The organism is Georgenia sp. EYE_87 (assembly GCF_023148685.1).
In the GTDB taxonomy this organism is placed as follows: Bacteria; Actinomycetota; Actinomycetes; order Actinomycetales; family Actinomycetaceae; genus Georgenia.
In genome coordinates this window covers 135675-160929 of sequence record NZ_JAHXNL010000008.1, presented here as the reverse complement: position 1 = coordinate 160929, position 25255 = coordinate 135675, and the positions used below count along the sequence as shown (strand labels likewise).

The following is a 25255-nucleotide window of genomic DNA, read 5'->3' as shown; positions in this document are numbered from 1 at the left end:
CGGAAGCTCAGTCCCCGAGGAAGTCCAGCACGGCCGCAGCGAGCACCTCCGGCGCCGACAGGTGGGCCATGTGCGCCTGACCCGGCAGCACCTCCACGCGGGCGTCCGGCAGGGCGGCGGCGACGGTCCCCGGGTCCGCCCGGACGTCGTCGGGGGACTCCTCGCCGACCAGCAGCAGCACCGGGACGCCGATCCGCGCCGCCTCCGAGGGGTCGAAGGCCTGTTCACCGAACGCGCGCACCTCGCGGGGCACGGTGGGCGCGGCGGCGACCCGGGCGGGCCACGTGGGCGCCGAGCGGAGCTGAGCGATCTCGCCGTCGGACAGGTGGACCAGGTCGCAGTACATGGTCTCTAGGAGCTCCTCCGGCCGGTTCCTGGCGAGCAGCTCGTCGAGCCGCTCGAGCGTGCCGGGCGCGGCCGTGCGGTCCGCCAGGTCCGGCACGGGCCAGCCCTCGTAGAGCACCAGCCGGCGCAGGTTGGGCGTCCGCGCCGCCGCGCCGAACGCGACGTTGCCGCCGAAGGAGTGCCCCATGAGGTCGACCGGGCCGCCGTGCTCGGCCGCCGCGGCGTCGACCACGGCCGCCACGTCGGCGAACTCGCGCGCGAGGGAGTACCGCGGCCCGTCCCCGCTGGCCCCGCGGCCGCGGCGGTCCACGGCGCGGACCTCCACGTGGGGCTCGAGGAGCGGCACGGTCAGCCGCCAGGTCGTGTGGTCGGAGGTCGTTCCCGGGACGAGGACGAGCGGGCGGCCCCGGCCCGAGACGAAGACGGCGATCTGCGTGCCGTCCTCGGACGTCACCAGGGTCGGAGCGGTCGTGGTGGTCATGTGACTCTTCTCCCTGTTCCCGGAACGCGGGTGCGCTCACGGTCCAGGGTGCGCGGCGGCGGGGCGAACGACATGGGCAGTTCTACCCAGCCGCAGGAGGGCGCAGCGTCGCCCGGCGCGAGTGCGACGCGGGCCACGTGGTCGGCGGCGACCGCCGTCGGGCAGTCATGCAAGACTGTCCCCCAGCATCAGCAGGACGGGTAGAAGGGGACCTTGAATGAAGAGCTCGCTAGTGATGTTCGCCGCCGAGCAGGTGGAGCACGCCGAGGCCGGCGGGGCGGCCGTGAGCCCGTACGTCCTGGGAGGGCTCACCCTGGCGATCTTCGTCCTCCTCCTGCTGGTGACGTACGGCTTCCGCAACGTCCACACGCGTCACTGACCCAGCAGGAGCTGCGATGGCGTGGGGTCCTCGGCCGAGGCGGCGGGTCGGTGTCATGGGCGGCACCTTCGACCCGGTGCACCACGGGCACCTCGTCGCGGCGAGCGAGGTCCTGGAGTCCTTCGCGCTCGACGAGGTGATCTTCGTCCCGACCGGTGAGCAGCCGTTCAAGACGGACCGCGACGTCACGCAGGCCGAGCACCGATACCTCATGACGGTCGTGGCGACGGCGTCGAACCCGCGCTTCACCGTCTCGCGCCTGGAGATCGACCGGCCGGGCAAGACCTACACGATCGACACCTTGCGCGAGCTCAAGGCGCAGATGCCCGACACCGACCTGTACTTCATCACCGGGGCGGACGTCCTGCCGCAGATCCTGACCTGGAAGGACGCCGACGAGCTGTGGTCGCTCGCCCACTTCATCGGCGTCACACGCCCGGGCCACGAGCTCGACACCTCGGGGCTGCCCGAGGCCGGCGTCTCGCTGCTGGAGGTGCCCGCCATGGCCATCTCGTCGACGGACTGCCGTGGGCGCGTCGCCGCGGGCAAGCCGGTCTGGTACCTCGTGCCGGACGGCGTGGTGCAGTACATCGCCAAGTACGGGCTCTACCGCAAGGGCTCGGCGAAGGTCGACGACTTCTCGCGGCCCCGGCCGCGCATGACGACGAGAGCCCGGGACGAGCGCAGCGTCAGTCTGCCGCCCCGGGCCGTGGGAGCAGGTAAGTGAACCAGCAGGAACCCTCCACGGAGACGGGTGGTCTGGGAGAGCGCAGGCGACGCCGAGAGGCCGAGCGCGCCGCACGTCTGGCGGCCGAGCGGGCCGGGCAGGCGCGGCCGCTGACCCGGCGCGAGCTGCGCATCCGCCAGCTCGAGGAGCAGGCGCGCCTGGAGGCCATCGCCACGGGTGAGCTGCCACTCGTCGACGACGACGGCAGACCACTCCCGCCGGAGGCCGCCCTGGCCCGGTCGGTCGCCGCGACGGATCGCGCCGCCGGCGCCGAAGGCCCCGCCTCGCGCACAGTGCCGACGTCGCAGCCCGGAACCGGGGAACCGACCGCGGCCTCGGAGAAGCCTCGGACCGCGCAGCCGCCCGCGCCCTCGGCACGGGACCGGGTGGCGGACGCCGCCCCGACCCCGGCGGAGGAGGTGCGCCCGGCCGACGCGTCGCCGGCCGTCCAGGCTGCGCCCCTGTCCCGCCGCTCGTTGCGCGACCGCGTGCGGACCGACGTCGCCGTGCCGGAGGACGGCCCCGCCGAGCGCACGGCCACCGCACGCCGCCCGGTGGTCCGCGCCCCTCACACCGCCAAGGGCATCCGCACCCTGGACTCCACCGGCACGCTGACCGGCGTCCGGCCCGTCGCTGCCGGCTCCGCACAGCCCGCGCGCCCCGGCCCGGTGGCCGACGAGCCGCCGGTGACCACCGACCCGGCCGGGTGGGAGTCCGCCGTCGGCCTTCCCGCGGTCACCGACGACAGCACGCTCGTCATCGACGCGGTGCCGCCTGCCGCCCAGGGCACGGAGACGCCCGCGTCGCCGCCCAGCGCCCCCACCCCCGGGCGGCCGGCTCCCGCGCGACCGGCCGACGTCACCGGCTCCGCGCCGGCGGCTGCCCCGGCGCCCCCCGGGCCGGCCTTCGCACCGGTGCGCCGCGAGCCCACCGACGCGGAGCGTGCCCGGTCCGCGGCGTCGCCCGGTCGCTTCCCGTCGGCGGCCAGCGGCCCCGAGGCGGTCGCGGCGGCCGCGTTGGACGACGGCCCCGACGACGACTACGACGAGGAGGAGGCGCGTCCCCAGTGGGCGCCCCTCGCCGAGTTCTCCGCAGCGTCGTCACAGTCGCCCGACGAGCCGACCGAGCGCGGCGCCCCGGAGCCCGCGCGGCGGTCGGTGCGCGATCGCATGGCCGGCGCGGGCAGCGCCCGGAGCGCCCGTAGCGCCGACGGCGTCGCCGACGACGCGGCGGAGGACGGTCACGACGACGAGGCCGACACCCGCAACCCGGCCGCGTCGCTCGTCAAGATCGTCGCCCTGGTCCTCGTCGCGATCGTCATCGGCCTGCTCATCGGGCTGCTGGCGTTCAACCAGGAGGCCGACGGTGCTTCCATGCGGATCCAGTCCCTCGCCCAGGCGACGTCGGCCCTGGTCGGGCCGAACCCGTAGGATCGCCGGAGACACTTTTTCGTCCCGAGGAGACCTGTGGCTGCTGACGACCGATCCCGCCATCTCGCCGTCGTCGCCGCGCGCGCGGCGGCCGACAAGAAGGCCGAGGAGATCATCGCGCTCGACGTCTCCGAGCGGCTCGTCCTCACGGACGTCTTCCTCGTCGTCTCCGGCAGCAACGAGCGCCAGGTCAAGGCGATCGTGGACGCCGTCGACGAGGCGCTGCACAAGGAGGGCGCGAAGGCCGTGCGCAAGGAGGGCATGAGCGAGGCGCGCTGGGTCCTCATGGACTACGGGGACATCGTCGTCCACGTCCAGCACGAGGAGGACCGCGAGTACTACGCGCTCGAACGGCTCTGGAAGGACTGCCCGGTCGTCGAGCTGCCGGTCGACCTCCACGTCCCTGCGGACAGCGACGATCGGGCATGACCGCAGGAACCGTCATCCTCTGGCGCCACGGTCAGACCGACTTCAACGCCGCACGTCGCCTTCAGGGGCAGTCCGACATCCGGCTCAACGACGCCGGCACCCGCCAGGCCAACCTCGCCGCCACGGCGCTGGCCGCGCTGGAGCCGACCCGCATCATCACCTCGGACCTGCAGCGCGCCGTCGCCACCGCCCAGGCCCTCGCCGACCGCACGGGGATCCGGCCCACCACCGACGCCCGGCTGCGCGAGCGCAGCTTCGGCGCCTGGGAGGGGCTGACCCAGGAGGAGATCCAGGCCTCCTGGCCGGAGGCCTTCGTGGACTGGCGGCACGGTCGTGAGCCCGACGGCGTGGGGGCGGAGACCCGCGCGGACTGCGGGACGCGCGTCGCCGAGGCGATCGAGGAGGCCGCGGCGGAGCTCACCGGCGACGACGTCCTCGTGGTCGTCGGCCACGGCGCTGCGATCACGCTCGGGCAGACCGTCCTCCTCGGGCTCGACCCCGGAAGCTGGTTCGGCCTGACCGGGCTCGAGAACAGCGGGTGGACCCTCATGCACCCCAACCCCGGCCGAGCGCCGGGGTGGCGCCTCAGCGCCTACAACCTGGGTCTGGACTGACCGCTCGACCTACCGCTGGGCCCGGTCGAGCAGGGCGCTCATCTCGGGCAGGTCGAAGTACTGCGCGGTGGCGCGCGAGCTGGGGCTGCCCGCGTCCGGGTCGGCGCCCGCGTCCAGCAGCATCTGCACGGTCCGTGCGTCCTGCTTGAACACGGCGCACGTGAGGGCGTTCTGCGACCTGTCGTTGAGCCGTTCGACGTCGGCGCCGCGATCGAGCAGGGCGCGGACCGTGCCGGGCTGCTCGTGGTAGGCGGCCAGGATGAGCAGCGTGTCGCCCCCGGCGTTCGTCAGGTCCACCGGGGCTCCCGCGTCGAGCAGGGCGCACAGCTCCTCGGTCCGCCCCTGCCGGGCCATGTCGAACATCGCGTGGGCCAGCGCGACGGCGTCCTCGTCGGTCATGCGCCCACGATAGGCGTGGTCCCGCGGCACCCGCGGGTGCGCCCGCTCCGCAGGACCGGGGGAGCCCCCAGGGCTATGGTGAGGCAGGTGCTCGCGTCGGGGCGGCGCCGGCCGGCCGCACCGTCGGCCTCGGCGGACGGAGGTCTCTGTTGGCTGAGTCGCTGCCGCTGGCGGAGGAGCTGGCTCGGGCCTACGCCGGGGCGTCCGGCCTCCTTCTGACGAACAGCGTCGTGCGCAACGCCCTGCGGCTGGTGACGTCCGTGGCGGCCGAGGCCATCCCGGGTACGACCGGTGCGGGCGTCACCGTGCGCGACGGCGAGGCGCGGATCACCGTGGCCGCGACGCACCCGCTCGTGGAGCAGGTGGATGCGGCGCAGTACGAGAGCGGCGAGGGTCCCTGCCTGACGGCGTGGGAACGGTACGGCACGGTCCGCGTGGCCGACGTGAGGCGCGAGGACCGCTGGCCCCGCTGGTCCCGGGCCGTGCATCCGACGGGCGTCCGGTCGGCCGTGAGCACCGCGCTGGTCGCCGGGGACACGTCACTGGGCACCATCAAGGTCTACTCGCAGCGCGCCGGCGCCTACGACGACTCCAGCGAGCACCTGCTGCGCATGTTCGCCGCCCAGGCGGCCACCCTCGTGGCGCACGCCCGCACCGCCGAGGACGCCCGTCGGCTCAGCGAGGAGCTGCGGGTGGCCGTCCGCTCGCGGGATCTCGTGGCCACGGCCCGAGGGATCCTCATGGAGCGGGAGCACCTCAACGAGCCCGACGCGCTGGCGCTCCTGGTGGCGCTGGCGCGGCGTGAGCACCGCGACCTCCAGGAGGTCGCGCTCGGTCTGGTCCGGTCCACCGCGCGCCGGCAGCGATGAGCGCGCCGGCCGTCAGCCGCGAGGACCAGCAGCGTGCTGCGCTCCGGCTGGTGGCCGACCGTGCGGGCATCGGGCCGGGGGAGTGGTGGCGCCGGTACTTCGCGATCGGCGGGACCGCCGGCCAGGCCGAGCTCGAGGACTTCGCCCTGCGCAACGGGCCCCTGCCACCGGCGGAACGAGACCTGCTCGCGCAGGCCGTCAACGAGCTCCTCGAGGCACGCGCCGTGGTCCGGAGCGTGCCCTACAGCGGCCGCGTGCACGACCCGCGCCCGTCCGAGGGCCCGCTCGCGGCGATGCTCGCCCTGCTGCAGGGCATGCACGTCGCGCCGCCGGACCGGATCGCGGCGGTGGCCGACGACGCCGGCGCGCTGCTCGGGGTCGGTATCGACGTCTACCTCGTCGACTACGACCACGTGGAGCTGCGCCCGGTGCGCGGTGGCCGGTGGCGCGGGGTGGACGACTCGCTGCCGGGCCGCGCCTTCCGCGAGTTCGAGATCAGGTCCACCCGCACCGACGGCGACGCGCGGCTCTGGGTCCCGATCGTCGACGGGGCGGAGCGGCTCGGCGTTCTCGAGGTGGTCCCGGGGGCGATCGCCGACCTGGACGACACCCTGCTCCACAGCCAGCTGGCGTGGCTCGCCACCCTCCTCGGCCACCTCGTCACCACGACGACCAAGTACGGCGACGCGCTCGACGTCGTCCGCCGGCGGCGGCCCCGCAGCGCCTCGGCCGAGCTGGTCTGGCAGCTGCTGCCGCCGCTGACCGCGGGCACGGAGAAGGTGGTGGTCACGGGGATCGTCGCGCCCAGCGAGTCCGTCGGTGGCGACGCCTTCGACTACGCCCTCTCCGAGCGCAGGGCCTCGCTTGCCATCTTCGACGCGAACGGGACATCGCTGGACTCCGGCACCGTCACCGCGATGGCGCTCTCGGCGTACCGCAGCACCCGTCGCAACGGCGGGTCGCTGTTCGACCAGGTCATGGCCGTGGACGACGTCATCGGCGAGGAGCTCGCCAGGACCGGACGGACCGTGTCCGCCGTGCTGGCGGAGCTGGACCTGGACCACGGTCGGCTGCGCTGGGTCAGCGCCGGGAACCCGGCGCCCCTCGTCCTGCGGCGCGGGAAGGTGGTCAAGGTGCTTGCCGGCGGGCAGCGCCCCGCTTTCGGTCTGCCGACCCGGGACGTGCGGGTGGCCGAGGAGGTGCTGGAGCCGGACGACTGGCTGGTGCTGCACACCGACGGGATCACCGGGGCCAGGGACGCCACGGGAGGCCTCTTCGGCCTGGACCGGCTGGAGGACTTCCTCGCCCGCGAGGCCGCCACGGAGCACCCGCCACCCGAGCTGGTGCGCCGTCTCGTCCGCAAGGTGCTGGAGCATCAGCGTGGCGTCCTGGAGGACGACGCCACGGTGCTGGTGGCCCGCTGGGGCGACTACCGACGCTGGCTCACGCTCTGAGCGGAGACTTTCCGCACCCCACCGTCCGGTGCCGGGCCGCATGAGATGCAGGAACCGGAATCCCGGGTTGACTAGGCCCATGACCAGGATGTTCATCCTCCCGGCGCTCGCTCTGCTGCTGGCGGCCGGCGGGTGCGCCGCCACCATCCCGACCGACCCCGACGGCACGCTCGACAGGGTCAGCGGCGGCACGCTGCGCGTCGGCGTCTCGCCGAGCCCCCCGTGGACGGACCTTCCCGGCGGGCCGGAGGCCGACCCGGCCGGGACCGAGGTGGAGCTCGTGGAGCGGTTCGCCGAGTCCGTCGGCGCCGAGATCGTGTGGGTGCCCGGCGGCGAGGAGGAGCTCATCGGACAGCTCGAGCACGACGAGCTGGACCTGGTGATCGGCGGCCTCACGGCGAAGTCGCCGTGGTCGAGCAAGGTGGCCCTGACCTACCGATACACCGCGACCACCGGGCCGCGGGGGGAGAAGGAGCTGCACGTCATGGCCGCGCCGATGGGGGAGAACGCGTTCCTCGTCGAGCTCGAACGGTTCCTCCTGGACCAGGAGCTGCCGGCATGAGCGCGCGGTTCGGGCACACCGAGCTCCCCGAGGAGCAGGAGCGGGCGCTGCGCCGCGCCGTCCGACTGGCATGGGTCACCATCATCTTCCTGGTCACCGCCGTCACGGGCGTCTACCTGGCGATGGGCAGCTCCCAGGCGATGAAGGCGGCCTGGATGGAGGACATGCTCTCCTTCATCCCACCGGTCGCATTCCTCCTCGCCGTCCGCCGCACGCGGCGCCCACCCACGCCGGAGCACCCGTACGGCTACCACCGGTCCGTCGGCGTGGGACACCTGGTGGCCGCCACGGCGCTGTGCGCGATGGGGGCCTTCATGGTGTTCGACTCGGCCTCGGGCCTGGTGAAGGCGGAGCACCCGCCCGTGGGGCTCATGGAGGTCGGCGGCCTCACGTTCTGGTCGGGGTGGCTGATGATCGCCGTGCTCGCCTACACGGCCGTGCCGCCGGTGCTGCTGGGGCGGGCCAAGATGCCCCTCGCCGAGGCGCTGCACGACCGCGTGCTCTACGCCGACGCGGACATGAACAAGGCGGACTGGATGACGGCGGTGGGTGGCATCGTCGGCATCCTGGGCATCGGCCTGGGCCTGTGGTGGGCCGACGCCGCCGCGGCCCTCTTCATCTCGGGCAGCATCCTCAAGGACGGCGTCGGCAATCTCAAGGTGGCCGTGCGGGCGCTGATGGACGCGCGCGCGGAGACCTACGACGGCAAGGACCCGCACCCGCTGGTGCTCGCCATCGACGAGCAGCTCGGGTCGCTCGACTGGGTGATGGAGGCCGGGTCCCGCGTGCGGGACCAGGGCCACGTCTTCCACGTCGAGTCGTTCGTGGTGCCCCGGCCGGGCTACCACCCCACGCTCGAGGACCTCCGGCTCGCCCGGGAGATGGTGATCGACCTGGACTGGAAGGTCGACGACATGGCGGTGATCCCGGTCGAGGAGCTCCCCGAACGGATGCTGCCCGGCGGCGGGGAGCGGACCGGCAGCCACGACGCGGACGCCTGAGGGAGGAGCCGCCGTGCGGTCGGGACACCCCCGGCACCGCGACCGTGCGGCCCGGCCGAGGGCGGCCGCTCCCTGAGGATGCGTCGCACGCCACGCCCTCCGACAGTGGAGACGTGGCCCGTGCCCCCGGCCAGGCGAGGCGGTCCGACCCTGCCGACCGCCTCGCAGCAGAACCGGCGAACGCCCCCGGGCGCCCGCCCGAACAAGGAGACCCGACAGAACCTAGGGAGTGAGCAGCATGGCCACCGGAGAGACCGGTTTCGACGACGTCACCTACGACCTCATCTCGGTGCAGTACCACTCGCTCAAGGCTGGGCACGACTACGGGCAGTACGTCCGCGACGCCCGCAACGCCGGCAAGGAGGACATCGCCGCGTTCTTCGAGAAGGTGATGGCCGAGGACTCGGACCGCGCCCGCCAGTGCCACGAGTTCCTGCGGCAGCTCGGCCCGGGCACCGACAACACCGCCCCGCAGCAGGGAGGCTGACGGCACGCAGAAGCACGCAGAAGACGGGTCCCGTGCCCACCCTCGCGGGCGGGTGCGAGGCCCGCGTGCGCGGGCGGCGCGCTAGACCTCGACCGGCTCGATCAGCTCCGGCCCGTCGTTGGTGACGTTGCCGACCGCCTTCCCCACCGGGCGCGGCACGAGGACCGGCTCGGGGATGGCGTCGATCAGGGCGCGCACGTCCTCCAGCTCCTGCGTGCGCGGGTTCAGCCAGTCGTCGACCATGTCCGGCGGGAGGACCACCGGCGTGCGGTCGTGGATGTGCCCCAGGCTGTCGGCCGCCCGGGTCGTCATGATCGTGGCGGTCCACAGCCACTTGTCGGGATGGTCGTCGGGCAGGCGGGGGTCCTTCCAGAACTCGTAGAGGCCGGCGAAGGCGAGCGGCCCGTCGGCGTGCAGGAAGTACGGCTGCTTGCCGCCGTCGGGCATCTTCTGCCACTCGTAGTAGCCGTCCGCCGCCAGGATGCACCGGCGCAACGAGGCGGCCCGCCTGAAGGAGGGCTTCTCCGTCACGCTCTCCGAGCGGGCGTTGATCAGGCGCGCGCCCGAGCCGGGGTCCTTCGACCAGGAGGGCACCAGCCCCCAGCGGACGGTGCGCAGCTGGCGGACCGGGGGAGTGTCGGGCTCGTTGCGCGGCGCGCGCTCGAGCACCGCCCGGACGTCCTGCGTCGGGGCGATGTTCCACGACGGCGGAAGCTCCTCGCCGACGACCTGCTGGATGTCGAAGGCGTTGACGAGATCGGCGTCCCGCCGGGCGTTGGCATAGCGTCCGCACATGTCGCCAGTGTGCCAGGGGAGTGGCGAGGCTCACGCTCCGGCGGTGCCGCGCGGATTGGCTCTGCGGGCAGGCGATGCCCTAAAGTAGTCCACGCCCCACGGGGCACCCGCACGGGGCTATGGCGCAGTTGGTAGCGCGCTTCCATGGCATGGAAGAGGTCGAGGGTTCGAATCCCTCTAGCTCCACTCGTCGAGAAGGCAGAGAGACCCTGGGCCCGCGCCCAGGGTTTTTTTCATGGCCGAGGCGGACGTCAGTGCTTCCGGAGCGACTCGGCCGCACGCGGTCGGCGCGCGTCCGCAGTGCCCAGCACCTAGCGTCGGATGCTCCACCGCCACCACGGAGGTCATCGTGCGCATCGACGGAGCCGTCGTCGTCATCACCGGTGCGTCGGACGGGATCGGGCGTGCCACGGCGCGGCTCCTCGCGAGGAAGGGGGCCGCCGTCGTCCTGGCCGCACGCCGCCGGGACGCCCTGGACGAGGTCCTGCGCGAGTGCCGGCGCGCCGGCGCCGAGGCCCTCGCCGTGCCGACCGACGTCGCCGAGGCCGCCGCCGTCGAGAACCTGGCGCGACGCGCGGTGGAGCAGTTCGGGCGCATTGACGTCTGGGTCAACAACGCCGCCGTCGGCATCGTGGCGCCGTTCATGGACACGCCGCTCGAGGACCTGCGCCGCCTGCTCGACGTCAACGTCATGGGCGTCGCGCAGGGGACCCGTGCGGCGCTGGAGCACATGCTGCGGCAGGGCTCGGGCGTGATCGTCAACGTCTCGTCGATCCTCGGCGAGATCCCGGTGCCGTACGCCTCGGCGTACTCGATGTCGAAGTCCGCGACGCGTGCGCTCGGGGTGAGCGTGCGGGCGGAGCTGCGCCTCGCCGGCGCGTCCGACGTCCACGTGTGCTCCGTGCTGCCGCCGAGCATCGACACCCCGTACTACCGGCAGGTCGCCAACTACGTCGGCCGCGAGGCGAGGCCGATCCCGCCGCTGTACGCGCCCGAACGGGTGGCCCGGACGATCGCCGCCGTCGTGCGTCGCCCCCGCGCCGAGGCGGTCGTCGGGCCCGCCGGCCGGGTGATGGTGATGAAGCACCGCGCCTTCCCGGGCCTCATGGAGCGGGTGATGGGCGCGTACGTCGCACGCGCGCACCTGTCCCGGCGCAAGATTCCGCCCACCACGGGGAACCTCTACGGTGACCCCGGCCTTCCCGCGACGGTCGGCGGCGGCTACCACGGTCGGCTGCGGACGGCCGGGCGCCGGGCCGGGACAGCCACGTTGCTCGCGGGCGCCGCGGCGGCGCTGATTCGACGTCGGGGGCAGTGAGCTCACGTGCGCCGGGAGGCCGTGCCGGGGACGTTACGGACGGTGCCGTAGGATCTCGGGCGTGGTGACGGCGAGCCCCATCGAGAACCGCATCGGCCAGGTGTTCATCCCGGTTCGGGACATAGTGCGCTCAGCGCGGTGGTACTCCCGCTTGCTGGGACTGCCGGAGTCGGACCCCAGCCACGGCGGCACGATCTACGACCTGCCCACCACGGGCGAGACCCGGCTGGCGCTCGACGCCAACAGGCCGGAGTTCGACCCCGCGGGACCCCCGCGCTTCTTCTTCTGGACCACCGACATGGCAGCGACGGTCGCGTTTCTGCGGGACCTCGGCGTCACGCTGGACTCCGACATCGAGGACATCGGCAGTGTCAGACTCGTCCAGTTCCGCGACCCCGACAACAACCCGCTGATGGTCTGCCAGCGCTCAGCCAGCTGATGGCCGCCGCCGAGATCGTTGTGCTCAGCGGGACGTCGGCGTCCGGGAAGACCACGCTCGCCGAGGAGCTGCAGCGACGGTCGGAGACTCCGCTGCAGTACATCCCGCTCGACTCGTTCATCGACATGCTGCCGTGCTGGGACGAGTCCGTGTTCGCCGCCATGGAGGTCGGCTACCACCACGCGGTGGCTGCGACGGCACGCGCCGGGAACAACGTCGTCAGCGACCACTTCCGCCCTGACCTCGATCTGGACCTCTACCGCGGGCTGCGGGTGCTGCTCGTCGGCGTCCACTGCCCGCTGGAGGAGCTGCTCCGCCGGGAGGCGCGACGCCCCGAGGAGCGGCGCGGCTTCGCCGCGGCCCAGTTCGGACACCTGCACTCCGGCCGGGAGTACGACGTCGAGGTCGACACATCCGTCCTCACCCCTGAGCTGTGTGCGGACGCTGTGCTCGGCTGCGGGGAGCCTGGGGCCTTCGACCGCATGGCGGCCGCCCGGGAGGTACCCCAGCACCGGTGAGGGTATTTTGGGACGTCCCTCTACACCCGAACGCCGTCGTCCGATCGGAGACAACCCGTGGTCAAGCTCGCCTACGTCATCGCAGGGTCCGAGGCCACCGGGGGCGCCGGCCTCCAGGTGGACCTGAAGACGTTCCAGCAGCTCGGCGTGTACGGGGTCGGCACCACCACGTGCATCGTCTCGTTCGACCCGCAGAACGACTGGGCGCACCGCTTCGTGCCCGTCCCCCCGGACGTCATCACCGAGCAGATCGAGGCCGCCACCGCCGCGCACGACCTCGACGTCGTCAAGATCGGCATGCTGGGCACCACGGAGACCATCGAGGTCGTCGCCGCCGCGCTCCGTGGTCAGCCGTGGCGCCACGTCGTGCTCGACCCGGTCCTCATCTGCAAGGGCCAGGAGCCCGGTGCGGCCCTGGACACCGACAACGCCCTGCGCGAGGCGGTCCTGCCGCACGCAACCGTGGTCACCCCGAACCTGTTCGAGGCGAAGACACTCTCGGGCATGGACACCATCGAGTCCGTCGAGGACCTCACCGAGGCCGCCCGGCGCATTCACGACCTCGGGCCCGCGTACGTCCTGGCGAAGGGCGGCGTGGAGCTGCCCGGCGAGGACGCCGTCGACGTGCTGTTCGACGGCGCGGAGGCGCACGTCTTCTCCGCACCCAAGGTCGGGCAGGCGCGCGTCTCCGGTGCCGGGTGCACGCTGGCGGCCGCGGTGACCGCCGAGCTGGCGAAGGGCGCGGACGTGCGCGACGCCGTCGCCCTGGCCAAGGACTTCGTCACGGCCGGGATCCGAGGCCGGGTCTCGGCCCACACCCCGTTCGACACGGTGTGGCAGGGCGCCTACACCGCCTCCTAGACGCACCTGCTCGACCTCCAGGTCGAACGGCATGCGGCGACCTCTGCCCGGTCCGTATCGCTCCTGCACCGTTCGCACCGGTTCGTAGATGCACTGACCGGCCTGAAGTGTTTCGGCGGGCCACGTGCCCTGGCTTGCAGCGATTCCGGCCGGGATGCGCCCCTCGCCGCTGGTTGGGAGTGGCGGGCGAGGCAACATATGGCAACCGACTTGACTGCACCTCCTCCGGGCCCCACCGTAGTGAGGGAGTTGCAATGTCAACAACACGTCGGTGCATCACCGACTCCCTCAGAGATCCCCGCGCCGGTACAGGTGCTCTCGATGAAGAGAAAGGCGGGACGATGTTTTCCGCACGCAGCACAGGAAAGACACTCATTAGCGCGACTGCGATCGGTGCCGGGGCTGCCCTCCTTGCGGCCTGCGCCCCGGGCACGGAGGGTGCCGACGGTGCCGCCGAGGGCACCGCTCAGGAGACGATCGAGTATCGCGTGGCGACCATCGAAGGCGTCGGGACGCCGATGAACGACGGGTTCGAGCGGTTCGTCGAGGAGGTGGAGCAGTGCTCCGACGGGCGCCTCGTGGGCACGAACTACCCCGCCGGGCAGCTGGGGGGCTTCGTCGACCTCATCGACGGCAACCGCAACGGGACGTATGAGATCACCAGCGGTGGTTTCGACGTGGAGGGCGAGCTCGCTCCCGCGCTCTCGGCGCTGTCGCTCGGTTACGTCTTCGAGGACGAGGAGCACGTGGAGCGGGTCATCGAGGAGATGACACCGCAGATGGCCGAGGAGCTCGAGGCCACCACGGGTGCGACGATCCTCGGCATGGGTGAGGACGGCTGGCGCTGGACGTTCACCTCTCGACCGGTGGAGAACATCGAAGACCTCAGAGGTCTGAAGATCCGCGTCCCGGAGGCGGAGATCCCGCTCGGGCTGTGGTCGGCGTTGGGGGCGGCTCCGACCCCCGTGCCGTTCACCGAGATGTACAACGCCCTGGAGACCGGTGTCATCGAGGGCGGCGAGAGCGCCCTCGCCCAGATCGACGCGAACGCGTTCTGGGAGCCGGCACCTTACCTGAACAACACCAAGCACTGGTTCAACATCAAGCCGGTGCGCGCGAACGCGGACTGGTTCAACGCCCTCGAGGGTGACCTCCAGGAGTGCCTGCGCACCACGGCCGAGGAGGTCTTCGCCGAGGTCCGCACCACCAGCCGCGACGTCGAGGCCGAGACGCTGGAGAAGCTCCAGGCCGAGGGAGTGACCGTGATGGAGGAGCCCACCGACCTGGACGAGTGGAAGGCGCGCTCCGCCACCTACGACGAGCAGTACTTCGCGAAGTACCCCGAGGCGAAGGACTTCATCGACGACGTCAAGTCCCTCGCCGCTAACTGAGGAGCGTCCCATGGCCATCGCACCCACCGAGCACCGGGGAGGGACCGTCCCTTCCTCGGAGCCCACCAAGCTCGACGAGCTCCACGAGTCCGAGGCGTTGCCGGGCGCACGAAGTACTCGCCTCGGCGCGCTCAAGGTGTTCGACCGCGTGATCGATTCCGTCACCGCCCTGCTCCTGATCGCGATGGTGACGCTGTCGATCGTGCAGGTCTTCATGCGCTACGTCCTGGGCGCGCCGCTCGCCTGGCCGGAGGAGATGTCCAGGTGGGCTTTCCTCTGGCTGGTGATGCTCGGATGCGTCACCGTGACCCGCACCGGCAGCCACATCCGGATGTCCATGTTCGTCCATCTCCTTCCTGTACGCGCGCGGCCGTACACGGACCTGCTGGGTATCGCCCTCTCCGCCGCGTCGCTCGCGCTCATCGGCTACCTCGGGATCGGTCTGCTGGGCGAGACGACCGGTCTGTCCATCAGTGGTGGCGTCTCGTACCGCTGGCTCTACCTGGCTCTGCCCGTGGGGGCGTTCCTGTCCCTGCTGAACCTCCTGCGCTCTGACGTGGCACGGGTCCGGCGACCCGCCGTCTACGCCGCCGTCGTCGTCGGGGCGGCGCTGGCACTGGTGGTGCTCGAGGGCATTCAGTACTCCTACCTCATCGTTCTGGACCCCACCACGGTGTCGTTGGTGGCCTCGATGCTGCTGCTGGCCCTCGGTGCGCCGGTCGCCCACGCCCTGCTGCTCGGCGCCGCCGTAGCCTTCGAGGCCGGCGGTCTGCCCGACGTCGTGGTGGCGAACCACTTCGCCTCGCAGGTGAGTACCAACTTCACGATGCTCGCCATCCCGTTTTTCATCCTCATGGGTGCGCTCATGAACGCGGGTGGGATCACCCGCGCGATCATCGATCTGGCGCTGAGTCTCGTCGGTCACCTGCGCGGCGGCCTCGGCCAGGTCAACATCGCCACCTCGACGCTCCTCGGCGGCCTGTCCGGGTCCAGCTCGGCAGACTCCGCCATGGTCGCGAAGCTGCTCGTGCCCCCGATGGAGCGCGCCGGATACCCCCGGGCCTTCGCCGCCGCCCTGACCGCCATGGGGTCGATCACCACGACGATGATCCCGCCCTCGATCTCCTTCCTGCTCTACGCCTCACTTGCCGGGGTCTCGGTGGGGGCGCTGTTCATGGCCGGCGTCGTTCCCGGGCTCATCTTCGCCGGCGCACTCATGACGACCGTGTGGCTGCTGGCCGGAAGGATCTACCCGGGCATCCGGGCCGAGAAACGAACACCATGGTCCGCCAAGGCCCGCGCGCTGACCTTCGCACTCCCCGCGCTCCTGCTACCCCTGGGCGTGCTCATGCTGCTGCGCGGCGGAGCGGTCACGGCCACCGAGGCGGGCGCGGTCGCGTGCCTCTTCGCACTCGTCATCGGCGCGACGGTCTACCGCCGGTCCACGCTGCGGTCGACCTGGCTGGCCGCTCTGGAATCTGCCAGCGACACCGCGGTCATCCTGTTCCTGCTGGCCGCGTCCGGGCCCCTGGCCTGGCTCCTCATCGCCGAGCAGGTGCCCACCACGGTGGCCCGGAGCCTGGAAGCCGTCGACAGTCAGGCCCTGCTCATGGTCCTGATCGTCGTCTTCCTTCTCGTCATCGGACTGGTCCTCGAACCCCCGCCCGCCATGGTCCTCGTCGTGCCGGTCCTGGCCCCCATCGCCGAGATGGCCGACATCAATCTCATCTGGCTCGGAGTGGTCCTCGTGCTCTCCATCATGCTCGGACAGATCACCCCACCCGTGGGAGGACTGATCTTCATCGCCGCCGGCGTCGCCCGAGCCAAAGTCTCCTCGGTGTACTGGGAGGCCCGCTGGCTCTACCTTCCCGTGGCCGTGGTCCTGGCCCTGCTGGTCCTCGTACCCGCACTGTCCCTGTGGCTGCCACGAGCGCTCGGGTTCCAGTGATGACTCGGACGACGCGCCCCACGCCAACCACGACAACGACCAAGGAGCACGCCGCCGTGCGCATCCCCCCGCCCGGACCCACCCCGGACATCGAGTTCGAAGACCGCCAGTACCGTCTGCGCTCCCTCATGGCAATCGACCAGCTCGACCTGCTGGTCTGCTACGGCGACGCCTGGCGCACAGCCAACATCAGATACTTCACCGACTTCCGCCCCGTCGACGGCATCAACGGCATCGAGCAGGCTGTCCTGCTCTTCCCGCTCGCAGGAGAACCGGAACTGTTCGTGGCCGACGGCTGCCTCGACGCCGCCCTGGAGGTCACGCCCTTCGTCGTGCGTCCACTCAACGAGCTCCCCGGCACGAACGCACAGACCTTCGGAGCATGGAAGCCGAGCTCGGTCGGGGTCGCAGGAGCCGGGCAGATGCCAGCACCGATACGCACCGCCCTCGACGGCGTGATGGACGGCTACGGCGTCAAGGAGACCGACGTGCTGGCACGGACGAAGGCCGTGAAGTCAGAGTGGGAGGTCGGCCAGCTGCAGCACGCCGCGACGCTTACCGATGTCGCGATGTCCCGCCTCGAAGAGATCGTCACCTCCGGAGAGCTGATGTCCGAGCGTGACCTCGCCCGCGAGGCCGACATCGCCATGATCCGCGCCGGCGCGGACGGGGTGGCCTTCCTCTCGATGGTCCAGTCGGGTCCACGCTCCTCGTACTCCCTCGCACTGCCCTCGCACCGAACCCCCCAGCCGGGCGACCTCGTCCTGACAGACATCGGCGCCCGGTACGGCAACTACGTCGCCGACGGCGGACGCGGGTTCACGGTGGGCGAGGTCTCCGACGAGGTGATGGACGTAGTCGAGGCGTCCGTGTCCGCGGTCGAGGCGGGCCTGGCCTTCGCCCGCCCGGGCATCACCGCCTCCGCGCTGAACCGGCAGATCCAGAGCGTCCTGATCGAGCGCGGCTACGGTGACTACTCGATCGAGGCACGCGGACGCGGCACCGGCCACGGCACCGGCATGGACCCCGAGGAAGAAATGCCTTGGATCGGCCCGACCAACGAGGAGGTCCTCAGGCCGAACATGGTCTTCACCCTCAAGGCGACGATCAACAAGCCCGGCGTCGGTGGCCTGCGAACCGAGCGCCTCGTCCATCTCACCGACGCGGGGGGCACGCCGCTCGACCGCTTCCCGATGCGTAACCACTGGTGAGGCACCGTGGTCACAATGGGAAGCGATGACAACGACCAAAGAGGAACCATGAGCCGCAGGGCAGGGCAGGGAAAGCTCTTGAAGCTCAACAACCTCCGGCGGACCCGACTGCCGCGCACCGCCGCGGGATGGACCTCCACGCCGTACTACCTCGTGACGATCGGCAATGCCATCTCATGGGGCAGCGCACGCGAGTACCTCCAGCGCTTCGGGATCGGGGTCAACGAGTGGCGACTGATCGCGCACGTCGCCAACGAGCCGGGCTGCACAGCCGCCGAGGTGAGCCAGTTCCTGCGGATCGACAAGGCGATCGTCAGCCGCAGCCTCAAGAGCCTGATCGACAAGGGCCTCGTCGGTCTCGACACCCGCGAGGGAGCCCGCCGCCTCTACCTCACCGAGGACGGTGTCGCCCAGCACGACAACATCCTGCCGATCGCGGTCCGCCGCGAGCAGATCCTCCTCGAGGGCCTGGACGACCGCGAGCGGAAGCTACTCCTCGACATGCTGCGGAGGATGCACGCCAACCTCTCCACCATGAACGAGTTCGACCACCCCGCAGATGATGCGGCTGCGAACGAGCGTCGTGAGATGGGGGTCGAGGTCCCCAGGATCAGTAGTGACCAAGCAAACTGATTGACCGAGGACCTCGACGGTGGACCACCCGACGTCGTGCTGCCGCGCGCGCAGCACTGGCTCCTGCTCTTCCTGTGACGAGCTGTTCGGATCGTCGGCCTGCACGTCACGAGCGTGCGGCGCGGGGGCGGCCGGCTGGTCGTCACCGTCGAGACCGCCCCGCAGATCGAGGGCTGCCGCGGGTGCGGGGTGGTGGCCGTCGGGCATGGGCGGCGGGTGCGGCGCCTGCCCGACGCGCCCGCTTCGGGGCGCCCGTGGTCGTGGTGTGGCGGCGGCGCCGCTGGCGGTGCCCCGATCTGGACTGCCCGGCCGGCACGTTCGCCGAGGACGTCCCCGACCTGGTCGTCGGCGTGGCGAAGTTGACGACCCGGGCGATCTGGTGGGCGCGATCAACCAGCTGTGCTGCGAGCACGCTCGGTCGCCGGCGTCGCCCGCCAGCTCGGGGTCGACTGGCACACGCTGTGGAACGCCGTCGATCCCGTGCTGGACGACCTCGCCGCCGACGAGTCCCGCTTCGCCGGCGTGACGGTCCTGGGAGTCGACGAGCACGTGTGGCACCACACCCCGCACCGGGCCAGGGAGAAGGGCCCGAAGGAGATGACCGGCATGGTCGACCTGCCCGGCGACGACAAGGGCCGCACCCGCGCGAGTTGCGCGACCTCGTCCCGGGACGGTCCGGGAAGGTCTACGAGACCTGGCTGCAGAACCGCGGCGAGGAGTTCAAGGCGGGCGTGAAGGTCGCAACCCTGGACCCGTTCCGCGGGTACCAGAACGCGATCGACGAAGAGCTCGAGGACGCCGCCGCGGTCCTGGACGCCTTCCACGTCACCAAGCTCGGCGTCGACGTCGTCGACGAGGTCCGCCGCCGCGTCCAGCAGGACGCCACCGGTCACCGCGGCCGCAGGGACGACCCGCTGGACAAGGTCCGCAACGTCCTGCGTGCCGGCGCCAACCGCCTCACCGAGCGGCAGTGGGACCGCCTCGAGCGTCACACCTCCCGACCGGGGACCCCCACGGCGAGGTCTTCCTCGCCTGGCAGTGCTACCAGCGTCTGCGCTCGGTCTGCCACCAAGCCGACCTGACCGCCGCGAAGAAGACCGCCGAGACCATCGTCGCGACCTTCCACACCTGCCCCGACCGCTGGACGCTGCACTCCCGCGACTGGTCGGACCTTCCATCACGCGCTTTGGCGAGCCGGGCGGAGAAGGTGGCATTGATCAGGACACCTCCGCCGACGGCCCGGTGTCAACGTCTCCCAGCTCGGTGTACTTGGCGTTCGAGCCGCGGGCCAGGTGCGGCGGGTACTTGACGGCGTTCTTGGTGATCTTGGCGTGCACCGCCTCGTCGAGGTCGATGCCGACGGCGTCGGCGATGCCGACGAGGTAGGTGAAGACGTCGGCGAGCTCGTCGGCCAGGGCCACCCGGCCGTCGTCGGTGCGAGCCAGGGCGATGACCTCCTCGTCCGTGCGCCACTGGACGAGCTCGGCGAGCTCGCCCACCTCACCGACGAGGGCGAGCACGAGGTTGCGCGGGGTGTGGAACTGGGCCCAGTCCCGCTCGTCGGTGAAGTCGTGGAGCCGGGCGAGCACGTCGGAGATGTCCATGCCACCGGTGTACCGCAACCGGGCCACGCCGTGCGGCCCGCCGCGGGCACGGGCAGCGGACAATGTGACCGACCACGACAACCGCGGACGGAGGAGACCCATGGGGGAGCCGACGAGGCTCACCGCGGCCGACGGCGGTGCCTGGCTCGGCATGCCGGCCGGGCCGGGAGATGTGAACGACGGCGCGTCGACGGCCGACCGCCTGCGGGCGGACTGCTCGCGGTGCTTCGCCCTCTGCTGCGTCGCGCTGCCCTTCGCCGCGTCGGCGGACTTCGCGATCGACAAGCCCGCCGGCCTGCCCTGCGTGAACCTTCGCACCGACGACCGGTGCGGGATCCACTCCCGGCTGCGGCCGGCGGGGTTCCCCGGGTGCACGGTCTACGACTGCTTCGGCGCCGGCCAGCGGGTGTCCCGGGAGATCTTCGGGGGCCGCAGCTGGCGGGGTGACCCGGACACCGCCCGGCTGATGTTCGCGGTGTTCCCGGTGGTGCGTCAGCTCCACGAGATGCTCCGCCACCTCGCCGAGGCGGCCGACCGCGCGCCGACCGGCGAGCTCCGTGCCCGCGCCGTCGAGCTGTTCGACAGCCTCGACGCCCTCGCGGGTTCGGACGCGGCGACGCTGGCTGAGATCGACGTCGGCGCCTGCCGTGCCGAGGTCGGGCCGCTGCTCGCACGCGTCAGTGCGGCGGTCCGCGGCGGCGGCGGGCGTGTACTGCGCCACGCCGACCTTTTCGGCAAGAACCTCACGGGGGCCGACCTGCGGGGTGCCGACCTGCGGGGGGCCCAGCTGATCGCGGCCGACCTGGCCGGGGCGGACCTCCGCGACGCCGACCTCCTGGGGGCGGACCTGCGCGACGCAGACGTGGCCGGTGCGGACCTCGACGGCGCGCTCTTCCTCACCCAGCAGCAGGTCGACGCTGCCCGAGGCGACGGCGGCACGCGGCTCCCGCGGTCGCTGACCCGGCCCGGCCACTGGGAGCCCGGGTCCGCGGCCCGACGCGGCGCACGGCGTCGTCAGTAGGCGGCGCCGGCGTGCGGCTCGGTCGTGACCGTCAGCGGGTGCTCGATCTCGTCCCGCGGCATGTGCGCCAGCACGATCGCCGCCACCCCGAACACCACGGGCACGAGGCCGGCGACCAGGAAGACGGGGCGGAGTCCGACGGCCTCGCCCACCGGGCCGGCGAGTGCCATCGAGACCGGCATGAGCAGCAGGGAGACGAAGAAGTCGAGGCTGGAGACGCGGCCGAGCATCGCCGCGGGCACCCGTCGCTGCAGGAGCGTGCCCCAGATGACCTGGCCGACGCCGGAGGTCAGGCCCGTGACGAACACCGCGACCACCATCACCCAGAGCCGGTCGGTGCTGCCGATGAGCGCGATCGGCATGGCCCCGACGCTCCAGGCCAGGACCATGACGGTGAGATAGCGGCGAGGCATGCGCCACGAGGCCACCGCGAGGGAGCCCACCGCGCCGCCGATCCCGAAGGATGCGAGGACGAGCGCGAACTCCTGCGGACCGCCGCCGGCCTGGTCACGCACGGCGAAGGGGAGGAGCACCTCGATCGGCCCGATGAGCAGCAGCACCCAGGCGGTGGCGAACAGCAGTGTCGCCATGAACCAGGGCGTCCGGGTCATGTACCGGAACCCCTCGCGCAGGTCCGTCGCGAGGACGGCGAGCGGGTGGCCCGGTTCCGCGTTCTCGCGGTCCAGCGGCGCCCCGCCCATCAGGTGCAGTCCCGTCGCGGCGAGCACCTGCGAGGCGGAGACGAACGCGAAGGCGAGGCCGGGGGAGAACTGCGCGACCACGACGCTCGCCGCCGCGGGCCCGGCGGCGTTCATCAGCGCCGGGCGCAGCACGCCCTCCACGCCGTTCGCGGCGAGCAGCTGCTCGGGAGGCAGCACGGTGGGCAGGAGGGCGGAGTAGGCCGGGTAGAAGAATCCCTCGGTGGCGCCGACGACGGCGGAGACCACCACGAGGTGCCAGAGCTCCAGCAGGCCGGTGAGCGCCAGCGCGGCGGCGGCGCCGACGAGCACGGCCTTGGTCAGCTCCACGGTCATGAGGATCTGGTGCTGCGGGACGCGGTCGGCGACGACACCGCCGACGAGCACGGCGGCCAGCATCCCGACGGCGGAGGCGGTCGCCACCTGAGAGAGCTGCACAGGTCCGCCGTCGAGCTCGATGACCTGCCAGACGAGGGCGACGATCCACATGCCGGTGCCGAGCAGCGACAGGGTGAGCGCACCGGCCAGGAACCGGTACCTCGGCACGAGGAACGGCCGCAGCGCGCGGGGCAGACGACGGGAGGTCGGGGCGGCGGGTTCGGGGCGCGCCGCGGAGGAGCGCGTCTCCTCCTGGTCGGCGGACATCCGGCCCTCGCCTCCGCACGCGTGCCTGACTGGTAGGTCAACCACGGTGCGCGCGAGCGTCTTCCCTGTCTACCGAATTGCCGCACCCCCGGCGGCCTCGGCCCGGCGCCTGATCCCCAGGAGCATGGCACGCTGCATCACCGTGTCGCCGGCCCGCAGCACCACCGCCAGGCGCACCATCCAGGCGGGGTGGTAGCGCACCCGCGTCCGCACGAGGAGGCGCGCGCCGCTCGCGGCGGGGACGACGACGAACGCCCAGCTGCAGTCGAAGTAGCTCCGGGGACGCCGCGGGAGGAACCGGACCTCCCGGCCGGCGACCGTGCGTGAGCTGAACAGCACGAGGTGGCGGCCGGGGACGACCTCGCGCACCCACCACGACCCGACCTCGGCGGAGCAGTTGGGCCCGTCCAGCAGCACCTGCCCGGGAGCGAGCTGCTGGTGCTGCGGCAGCACGCGGTCGGCCGCGGACCGCCTGCCCCGGTGGCCCGCCGGGTCCTTCCACCACGGGAAGTCGCCGTACCAGCCGCCCCGGCCGTACCCGAGCTGGACGAGCCAGGGCCACAGCCGGTCCGGCTGGACAGGAATCGTCTCCGCACGGGTGGCGGACCAGTTCGGCGCCGGGACCAGGTCGTCGCCGGGAAGCTCACGGGACTCCTCCTCGGCCGTCGCCCCCGAGCGTCGCCACTCCGGGTGCAGGGCCGCGAAGGCCGTCTCCGTCGCGTACTCGACCAGTACGACGGCGCCGTCGCGGACCCGCCCGACCATTCCTGTCGCGGTCATCCGACCTCGCTCGCCGTGGTTCGCCTCAGGACCGTGCCCCTGCCGGCCACGATACGACCCGTGGGTCGGAGGGTCAGCGGGAGGTCAGCAGCGCGGCGACCTCGGAGACGTCGTCGACGAGATGGACCTGGTCCGCCATGTGCCGGTCCCGCGCGAGCGACTCCAGCAGCGGCCACACCGGCAGCACGCGGGTCCAGTGCTCCCGGCCCACCAGCACCATGGGGGCGACCGACGAGGCGTCGGCGTAGTAGTTCTCGCACGCGTCCTGGAAGACCTCCTGGACCGTGCCGGCGGCGCCCGGCAGGAACACGATGCCGGCCGAGGCCACCTGCAGGAGCACGGCCTCGCGGATGGCGTTGCGGAAGTACTTCGCGATCGCCGTCGCGAAGGCGTTGGGCGGCTCGTGCCCGTAGTGCCAGGTCGGCATGCCGAGCGAGGGGCCGCCGTCCGGCCAGCGCTCCAGGACGTCGAGCGCCGCCGTCGCCCAGGCCCGGACGGACGGGACGAACGACGGCGCGGACGCCAGCAGGTCGAGCGCCTCGTCGAGCGCGGCAGGCGGCTGGTGGGCGAGGTACGCGCCGAGGTTCGCCGCCTCCATGGCTCCGGGCCCGCCGCCCGTGGCGACGAGCAGCCCGGCGCGGGTCAGCTCCCCCGCGAGCCTGGCCGCGTCGGCGTAGGGGGCGCTGCCCCGGGTGACGGCGTGCCCGCCCATGACGCCGACGAGCCGGTGGCCCCGGACGACGTCGTGCAGGGCGTCGTCGATCGCGTGGTCGTGAAGGGCCTGGGTGAGCGACATGTCGAGCGTGGGTTCCTGCCGGGACCAGGCGTAGACGCGGGCGTCCAGGGTCTCCTCGTAGGAGGTGTCCAGCCCCTCGTAGAGCTCTTCGGCGGTGTAGAGCGACGCGCGGTAGGCGTCGAACGGGATGCCGGGCACGATCGGGAAGACGAGGGCACCGCGGGCGCGCAGGCTCTGCTCGTCGGCCGGCTCGAGCTCGCAGCCGAGGAACAACGCGCCGGCCGCGTCCAGCGCCCGCAGCGCCTCCCCGCGCCCGCGCAGGTCCAGCCCCTGCAGGTGCCAGCCGGACAGGCTGCGGGCGCCCGCGGCCACCCGGGCGTCGAACTCCTCGAGGGTCTCGACCTCCACCGTGCTCCCGCGCTGCTGCTTCACGCCGCCGAACCTACCGGCGCACGACGACCGACGTCCGCCCGCTCCGGGCTCGCTCGTCGACCCGGTGCTCGGTGCCCGGTGCCCGGTGCCCGGTGGCGCGGTGGCCCGGTCGCCGTGAGTGGCGCCCGGACTATGCTCGCCGGACCTGGGCCGTCGCCGACGGTGCGCGGACCGCTGCGACGCGGGTGAGGGGAGGACAAGATGGCTCAGTCACGCCGGGCGCTGCGCGCCCTGGGCCAGGTGGCGCTGGGAGGCGCCCTGCTCGCCGCGGGGGCGGGCCACCTGACCTCGCAGCGTGAGGAGTTCCAGGCCCAGGTGCCGCCCTGGGTCCCTCTGGACCCGGACCTCGTGGTGGTCGCCTCGGGGGTGGTGGAGCTGGGACTCGGCGCCACGCTCCTCGCCGTGTGGCGACAGCCCGTGCGGGGGCTGGTGGGCGCCGCGGTCGCCGCGTTCTTCGTCGCCGTCTTCCCGGGCAACGTCGCCCAGCTCACCGAGCGTCGTGACGCCTTCGGCCTCGACTCCGACGCGAAGCGAGCGGTCAGGCTCGTCTTCCAGCCGGTGCTCGTGGCCTGGGCGCTCACCACGACCGGGGCCGTGGGCGCCGTGCGGCAGCTGCGCGCGTCAAGTTGACGACCTGACCGACGGGCGCGCGGTCTGCAGCCGTCCAGCCCTCCACGGCCAGGGCCTCCGGCCGATCGGCGGCGGCTCGGGAGACGCCCCGGCCGGCGGAGGAGCCTGAGTGCTCTCAGGTACCTCAGCCAGGTGCCGGACGCTCCGGGTCTCGGCGAGAACTGGGCATCTGCCCGATGTCCGCCGACGGGCGCCGGAGCAGGCTCGAGGCATGAGCATCCACGACGCCAGCACCCACCTCTTCCTTCACGCGGCCCGCGAGCAGGAGATCGCCGAGCGCGCCGCCGAGGCCCGCCTCCGCGAGTCGCTTGGGGTCCGTGCCCGCAGCCGCCGCGGGGACCGTACCCGCGTCGCCCGCGCGCGCCGCTGGGCCGCAATTGCCTCGACCCGCCGGGGGGCACGCGTGGCACGATGAGCG

At 72.4% G+C, this 25255-nt stretch carries 30 protein-coding genes and 1 tRNA gene; 24 read left to right on the top strand and 7 right to left on the bottom strand.

From position 1 onward, the window contains the following. Positions 1-7: 7 nt before the first annotated feature. Positions 8-826 (bottom strand): alpha/beta fold hydrolase, encoded by an 819-nt coding sequence (locus tag KZX45_RS13185; RefSeq protein ID WP_248258201.1) that lies wholly within the window; start codon positions 824-826, stop codon positions 8-10. Between the two features lie 217 nt (positions 827-1043). Here KZX45_RS13185 and KZX45_RS13180 point away from each other — a divergent pair, with 217 nt between their 5' ends. From KZX45_RS13180 to KZX45_RS13160, 5 genes are read left to right on the top strand one after another with little or no spacing between them, the layout of a single operon-like run. Further along, complete coding sequence (locus tag KZX45_RS13180; protein WP_248258200.1) at positions 1044-1205, top strand: hypothetical protein; 162 nt, start codon at positions 1044-1046, stop codon at positions 1203-1205. A 16-nt stretch (positions 1206-1221) separates the two neighbouring features. Then, positions 1222-1932: a nicotinate-nucleotide adenylyltransferase gene (nadD, locus tag KZX45_RS13175; protein WP_282453649.1), complete on the top strand. Its 711-nt coding sequence runs from the start codon at positions 1222-1224 to the stop codon at positions 1930-1932. Continuing rightward, the gene (locus tag KZX45_RS13170) at positions 1929-3362 is read left to right on the top strand and encodes a hypothetical protein (RefSeq protein WP_248258199.1); all 1434 of its coding nucleotides are present in this window, start codon (positions 1929-1931) and stop codon (positions 3360-3362) included. The genes nadD and KZX45_RS13170 overlap by 4 nt, the downstream gene beginning before the upstream one ends. A gap of 36 nt (positions 3363-3398) precedes the next feature. Continuing rightward, positions 3399-3791, top strand: coding sequence for a ribosome silencing factor (rsfS, locus tag KZX45_RS13165; RefSeq protein WP_248258198.1), 393 nt, complete (start codon positions 3399-3401; stop codon positions 3789-3791). Then, complete coding sequence (locus tag KZX45_RS13160; RefSeq protein ID WP_248258197.1) at positions 3788-4405, top strand: histidine phosphatase family protein; 618 nt, start codon at positions 3788-3790, stop codon at positions 4403-4405. The genes rsfS and KZX45_RS13160 overlap by 4 nt, the downstream gene beginning before the upstream one ends. Positions 4406-4414: 9 nt before the next feature. Here the strand turns inward: KZX45_RS13160 and KZX45_RS13155 are convergent, their stop codons facing one another. Then, positions 4415-4804 carry an ankyrin repeat domain-containing protein gene (locus KZX45_RS13155; RefSeq protein ID WP_248258196.1) on the bottom strand — a complete coding sequence of 130 codons (390 nt, stop codon included), beginning with the start codon at positions 4802-4804 and terminating at the stop codon, positions 4415-4417. Between the two features lie 149 nt (positions 4805-4953). Between KZX45_RS13155 and KZX45_RS13150 the strand changes: the two genes are divergently transcribed. From KZX45_RS13150 to KZX45_RS13130, 5 genes are all read left to right on the top strand, one after another. Further along, positions 4954-5673, top strand: a complete 720-nt coding sequence (locus KZX45_RS13150) for a GAF and ANTAR domain-containing protein (protein ID WP_248258195.1) — start codon at positions 4954-4956, stop codon at positions 5671-5673. Next, positions 5670-7127 carry a PP2C family protein-serine/threonine phosphatase gene (locus tag KZX45_RS13145; RefSeq protein ID WP_248258194.1) on the top strand — a complete coding sequence of 486 codons (1458 nt, stop codon included), beginning with the start codon at positions 5670-5672 and terminating at the stop codon, positions 7125-7127. The genes KZX45_RS13150 and KZX45_RS13145 overlap by 4 nt, the downstream gene beginning before the upstream one ends. Positions 7128-7206: 79 nt before the next feature. Next, positions 7207-7689, top strand: coding sequence for a transporter substrate-binding domain-containing protein (locus KZX45_RS13140; protein WP_248258193.1), 483 nt, complete (start codon positions 7207-7209; stop codon positions 7687-7689). Then, complete coding sequence (locus tag KZX45_RS13135) at positions 7686-8690, top strand: cation transporter (protein ID WP_248258192.1); 1005 nt, start codon at positions 7686-7688, stop codon at positions 8688-8690. The genes KZX45_RS13140 and KZX45_RS13135 overlap by 4 nt, the downstream gene beginning before the upstream one ends. A gap of 238 nt (positions 8691-8928) precedes the next feature. Continuing rightward, entirely contained in the window at positions 8929-9177 is a 249-nt protein-coding gene (locus tag KZX45_RS13130; RefSeq protein WP_248258191.1) for an acyl carrier protein, read from the top strand. A gap of 81 nt (positions 9178-9258) precedes the next feature. Here the strand turns inward: KZX45_RS13130 and KZX45_RS13125 are convergent, their stop codons facing one another. Then, positions 9259-9972, bottom strand: coding sequence for an SOS response-associated peptidase (locus tag KZX45_RS13125; protein ID WP_248258190.1), 714 nt, complete (start codon positions 9970-9972; stop codon positions 9259-9261). A gap of 113 nt (positions 9973-10085) precedes the next feature. Here KZX45_RS13125 and KZX45_RS13120 point away from each other — a divergent pair. The 11 genes from KZX45_RS13120 to KZX45_RS13070 all read left to right on the top strand — a co-directional run bounded on the left by KZX45_RS13120 (position 10086) and on the right by KZX45_RS13070 (position 19373). Further along, a tRNA-Ala gene (locus KZX45_RS13120) sits at positions 10086-10158 on the top strand. Between the two features lie 163 nt (positions 10159-10321). Beyond that, positions 10322-11290 (top strand): SDR family oxidoreductase, encoded by a 969-nt coding sequence (locus KZX45_RS13115; RefSeq protein ID WP_248258189.1) that lies wholly within the window; start codon positions 10322-10324, stop codon positions 11288-11290. A gap of 61 nt (positions 11291-11351) precedes the next feature. Then, positions 11352-11729 carry a VOC family protein gene (locus KZX45_RS13110; RefSeq protein WP_248258188.1) on the top strand — a complete coding sequence of 126 codons (378 nt, stop codon included), beginning with the start codon at positions 11352-11354 and terminating at the stop codon, positions 11727-11729. Further along, complete coding sequence (locus KZX45_RS13105) at positions 11729-12247, top strand: AAA family ATPase (protein WP_248258187.1); 519 nt, start codon at positions 11729-11731, stop codon at positions 12245-12247. The genes KZX45_RS13110 and KZX45_RS13105 overlap by 1 nt, the downstream gene beginning before the upstream one ends. A gap of 57 nt (positions 12248-12304) precedes the next feature. Beyond that, a complete protein-coding gene (thiD, locus tag KZX45_RS13100; RefSeq protein WP_248258186.1) occupies positions 12305-13108 on the top strand; it encodes a bifunctional hydroxymethylpyrimidine kinase/phosphomethylpyrimidine kinase in 804 nt (267 codons plus the stop codon). Between the two features lie 488 nt (positions 13109-13596). Further along, a complete protein-coding gene (locus tag KZX45_RS13095; RefSeq protein WP_248258185.1) occupies positions 13597-14499 on the top strand; it encodes a TRAP transporter substrate-binding protein in 903 nt (300 codons plus the stop codon). A gap of 10 nt (positions 14500-14509) precedes the next feature. Further along, the gene (locus tag KZX45_RS13090) at positions 14510-16447 is read left to right on the top strand and encodes a TRAP transporter large permease subunit (protein ID WP_248258184.1); all 1938 of its coding nucleotides are present in this window, start codon (positions 14510-14512) and stop codon (positions 16445-16447) included. 56 nt (positions 16448-16503) lie between these two features. After that, complete coding sequence (locus tag KZX45_RS13085; protein ID WP_248258183.1) at positions 16504-17658, top strand: Xaa-Pro peptidase family protein; 1155 nt, start codon at positions 16504-16506, stop codon at positions 17656-17658. 48 nt (positions 17659-17706) lie between these two features. Then, positions 17707-18291 (top strand): MarR family winged helix-turn-helix transcriptional regulator, encoded by a 585-nt coding sequence (locus KZX45_RS13080; protein WP_248258182.1) that lies wholly within the window; start codon positions 17707-17709, stop codon positions 18289-18291. 399 nt (positions 18292-18690) lie between these two features. Then, positions 18691-19026 carry a helix-turn-helix domain-containing protein gene (locus tag KZX45_RS13075; RefSeq protein ID WP_248258181.1) on the top strand — a complete coding sequence of 112 codons (336 nt, stop codon included), beginning with the start codon at positions 18691-18693 and terminating at the stop codon, positions 19024-19026. Then, positions 18942-19373: a transposase gene (locus KZX45_RS13070; RefSeq protein ID WP_248258180.1), complete on the top strand. Its 432-nt coding sequence runs from the start codon at positions 18942-18944 to the stop codon at positions 19371-19373. The genes KZX45_RS13075 and KZX45_RS13070 overlap by 85 nt, the downstream gene beginning before the upstream one ends. Positions 19374-19508: 135 nt before the next feature. Here the strand turns inward: KZX45_RS13070 and KZX45_RS13065 are convergent, their stop codons facing one another. Next, positions 19509-19895: a nucleotide pyrophosphohydrolase gene (locus tag KZX45_RS13065; RefSeq protein ID WP_248258179.1), complete on the bottom strand. Its 387-nt coding sequence runs from the start codon at positions 19893-19895 to the stop codon at positions 19509-19511. Positions 19896-19995: 100 nt separating this feature from the next. Here KZX45_RS13065 and KZX45_RS13060 point away from each other — a divergent pair, with 100 nt between their 5' ends. Next, a complete protein-coding gene (locus KZX45_RS13060; RefSeq protein WP_308221743.1) occupies positions 19996-20916 on the top strand; it encodes a pentapeptide repeat-containing protein in 921 nt (306 codons plus the stop codon). On the opposite strand, the gene KZX45_RS13055 is transcribed toward KZX45_RS13060, so the two are convergent. The 3 genes from KZX45_RS13055 to KZX45_RS13045 form a co-directional block, all read right to left on the bottom strand. Next, positions 20910-22259 (bottom strand): MFS transporter, encoded by a 1350-nt coding sequence (locus KZX45_RS13055; protein WP_248258178.1) that lies wholly within the window; start codon positions 22257-22259, stop codon positions 20910-20912. The two genes, KZX45_RS13060 and KZX45_RS13055, sit on opposite strands and share 7 nt — an antisense overlap. A gap of 69 nt (positions 22260-22328) precedes the next feature. Next, a complete protein-coding gene (locus tag KZX45_RS13050) occupies positions 22329-23039 on the bottom strand; it encodes a hypothetical protein (protein WP_248258177.1) in 711 nt (236 codons plus the stop codon). 73 nt (positions 23040-23112) lie between these two features. Next, positions 23113-24207, bottom strand: coding sequence for an LOG family protein (locus tag KZX45_RS13045; RefSeq protein WP_248258176.1), 1095 nt, complete (start codon positions 24205-24207; stop codon positions 23113-23115). 201 nt (positions 24208-24408) lie between these two features. Between KZX45_RS13045 and KZX45_RS13040 the strand changes: the two genes are divergently transcribed. Continuing rightward, entirely contained in the window at positions 24409-24837 is a 429-nt protein-coding gene (locus KZX45_RS13040) for a hypothetical protein (RefSeq protein WP_248258175.1), read from the top strand. A gap of 211 nt (positions 24838-25048) precedes the next feature. Then, positions 25049-25252: a hypothetical protein gene (locus KZX45_RS13035; protein WP_248258174.1), complete on the top strand. Its 204-nt coding sequence runs from the start codon at positions 25049-25051 to the stop codon at positions 25250-25252. The last annotated feature ends 3 nt before the right edge of the window (positions 25253-25255 follow it).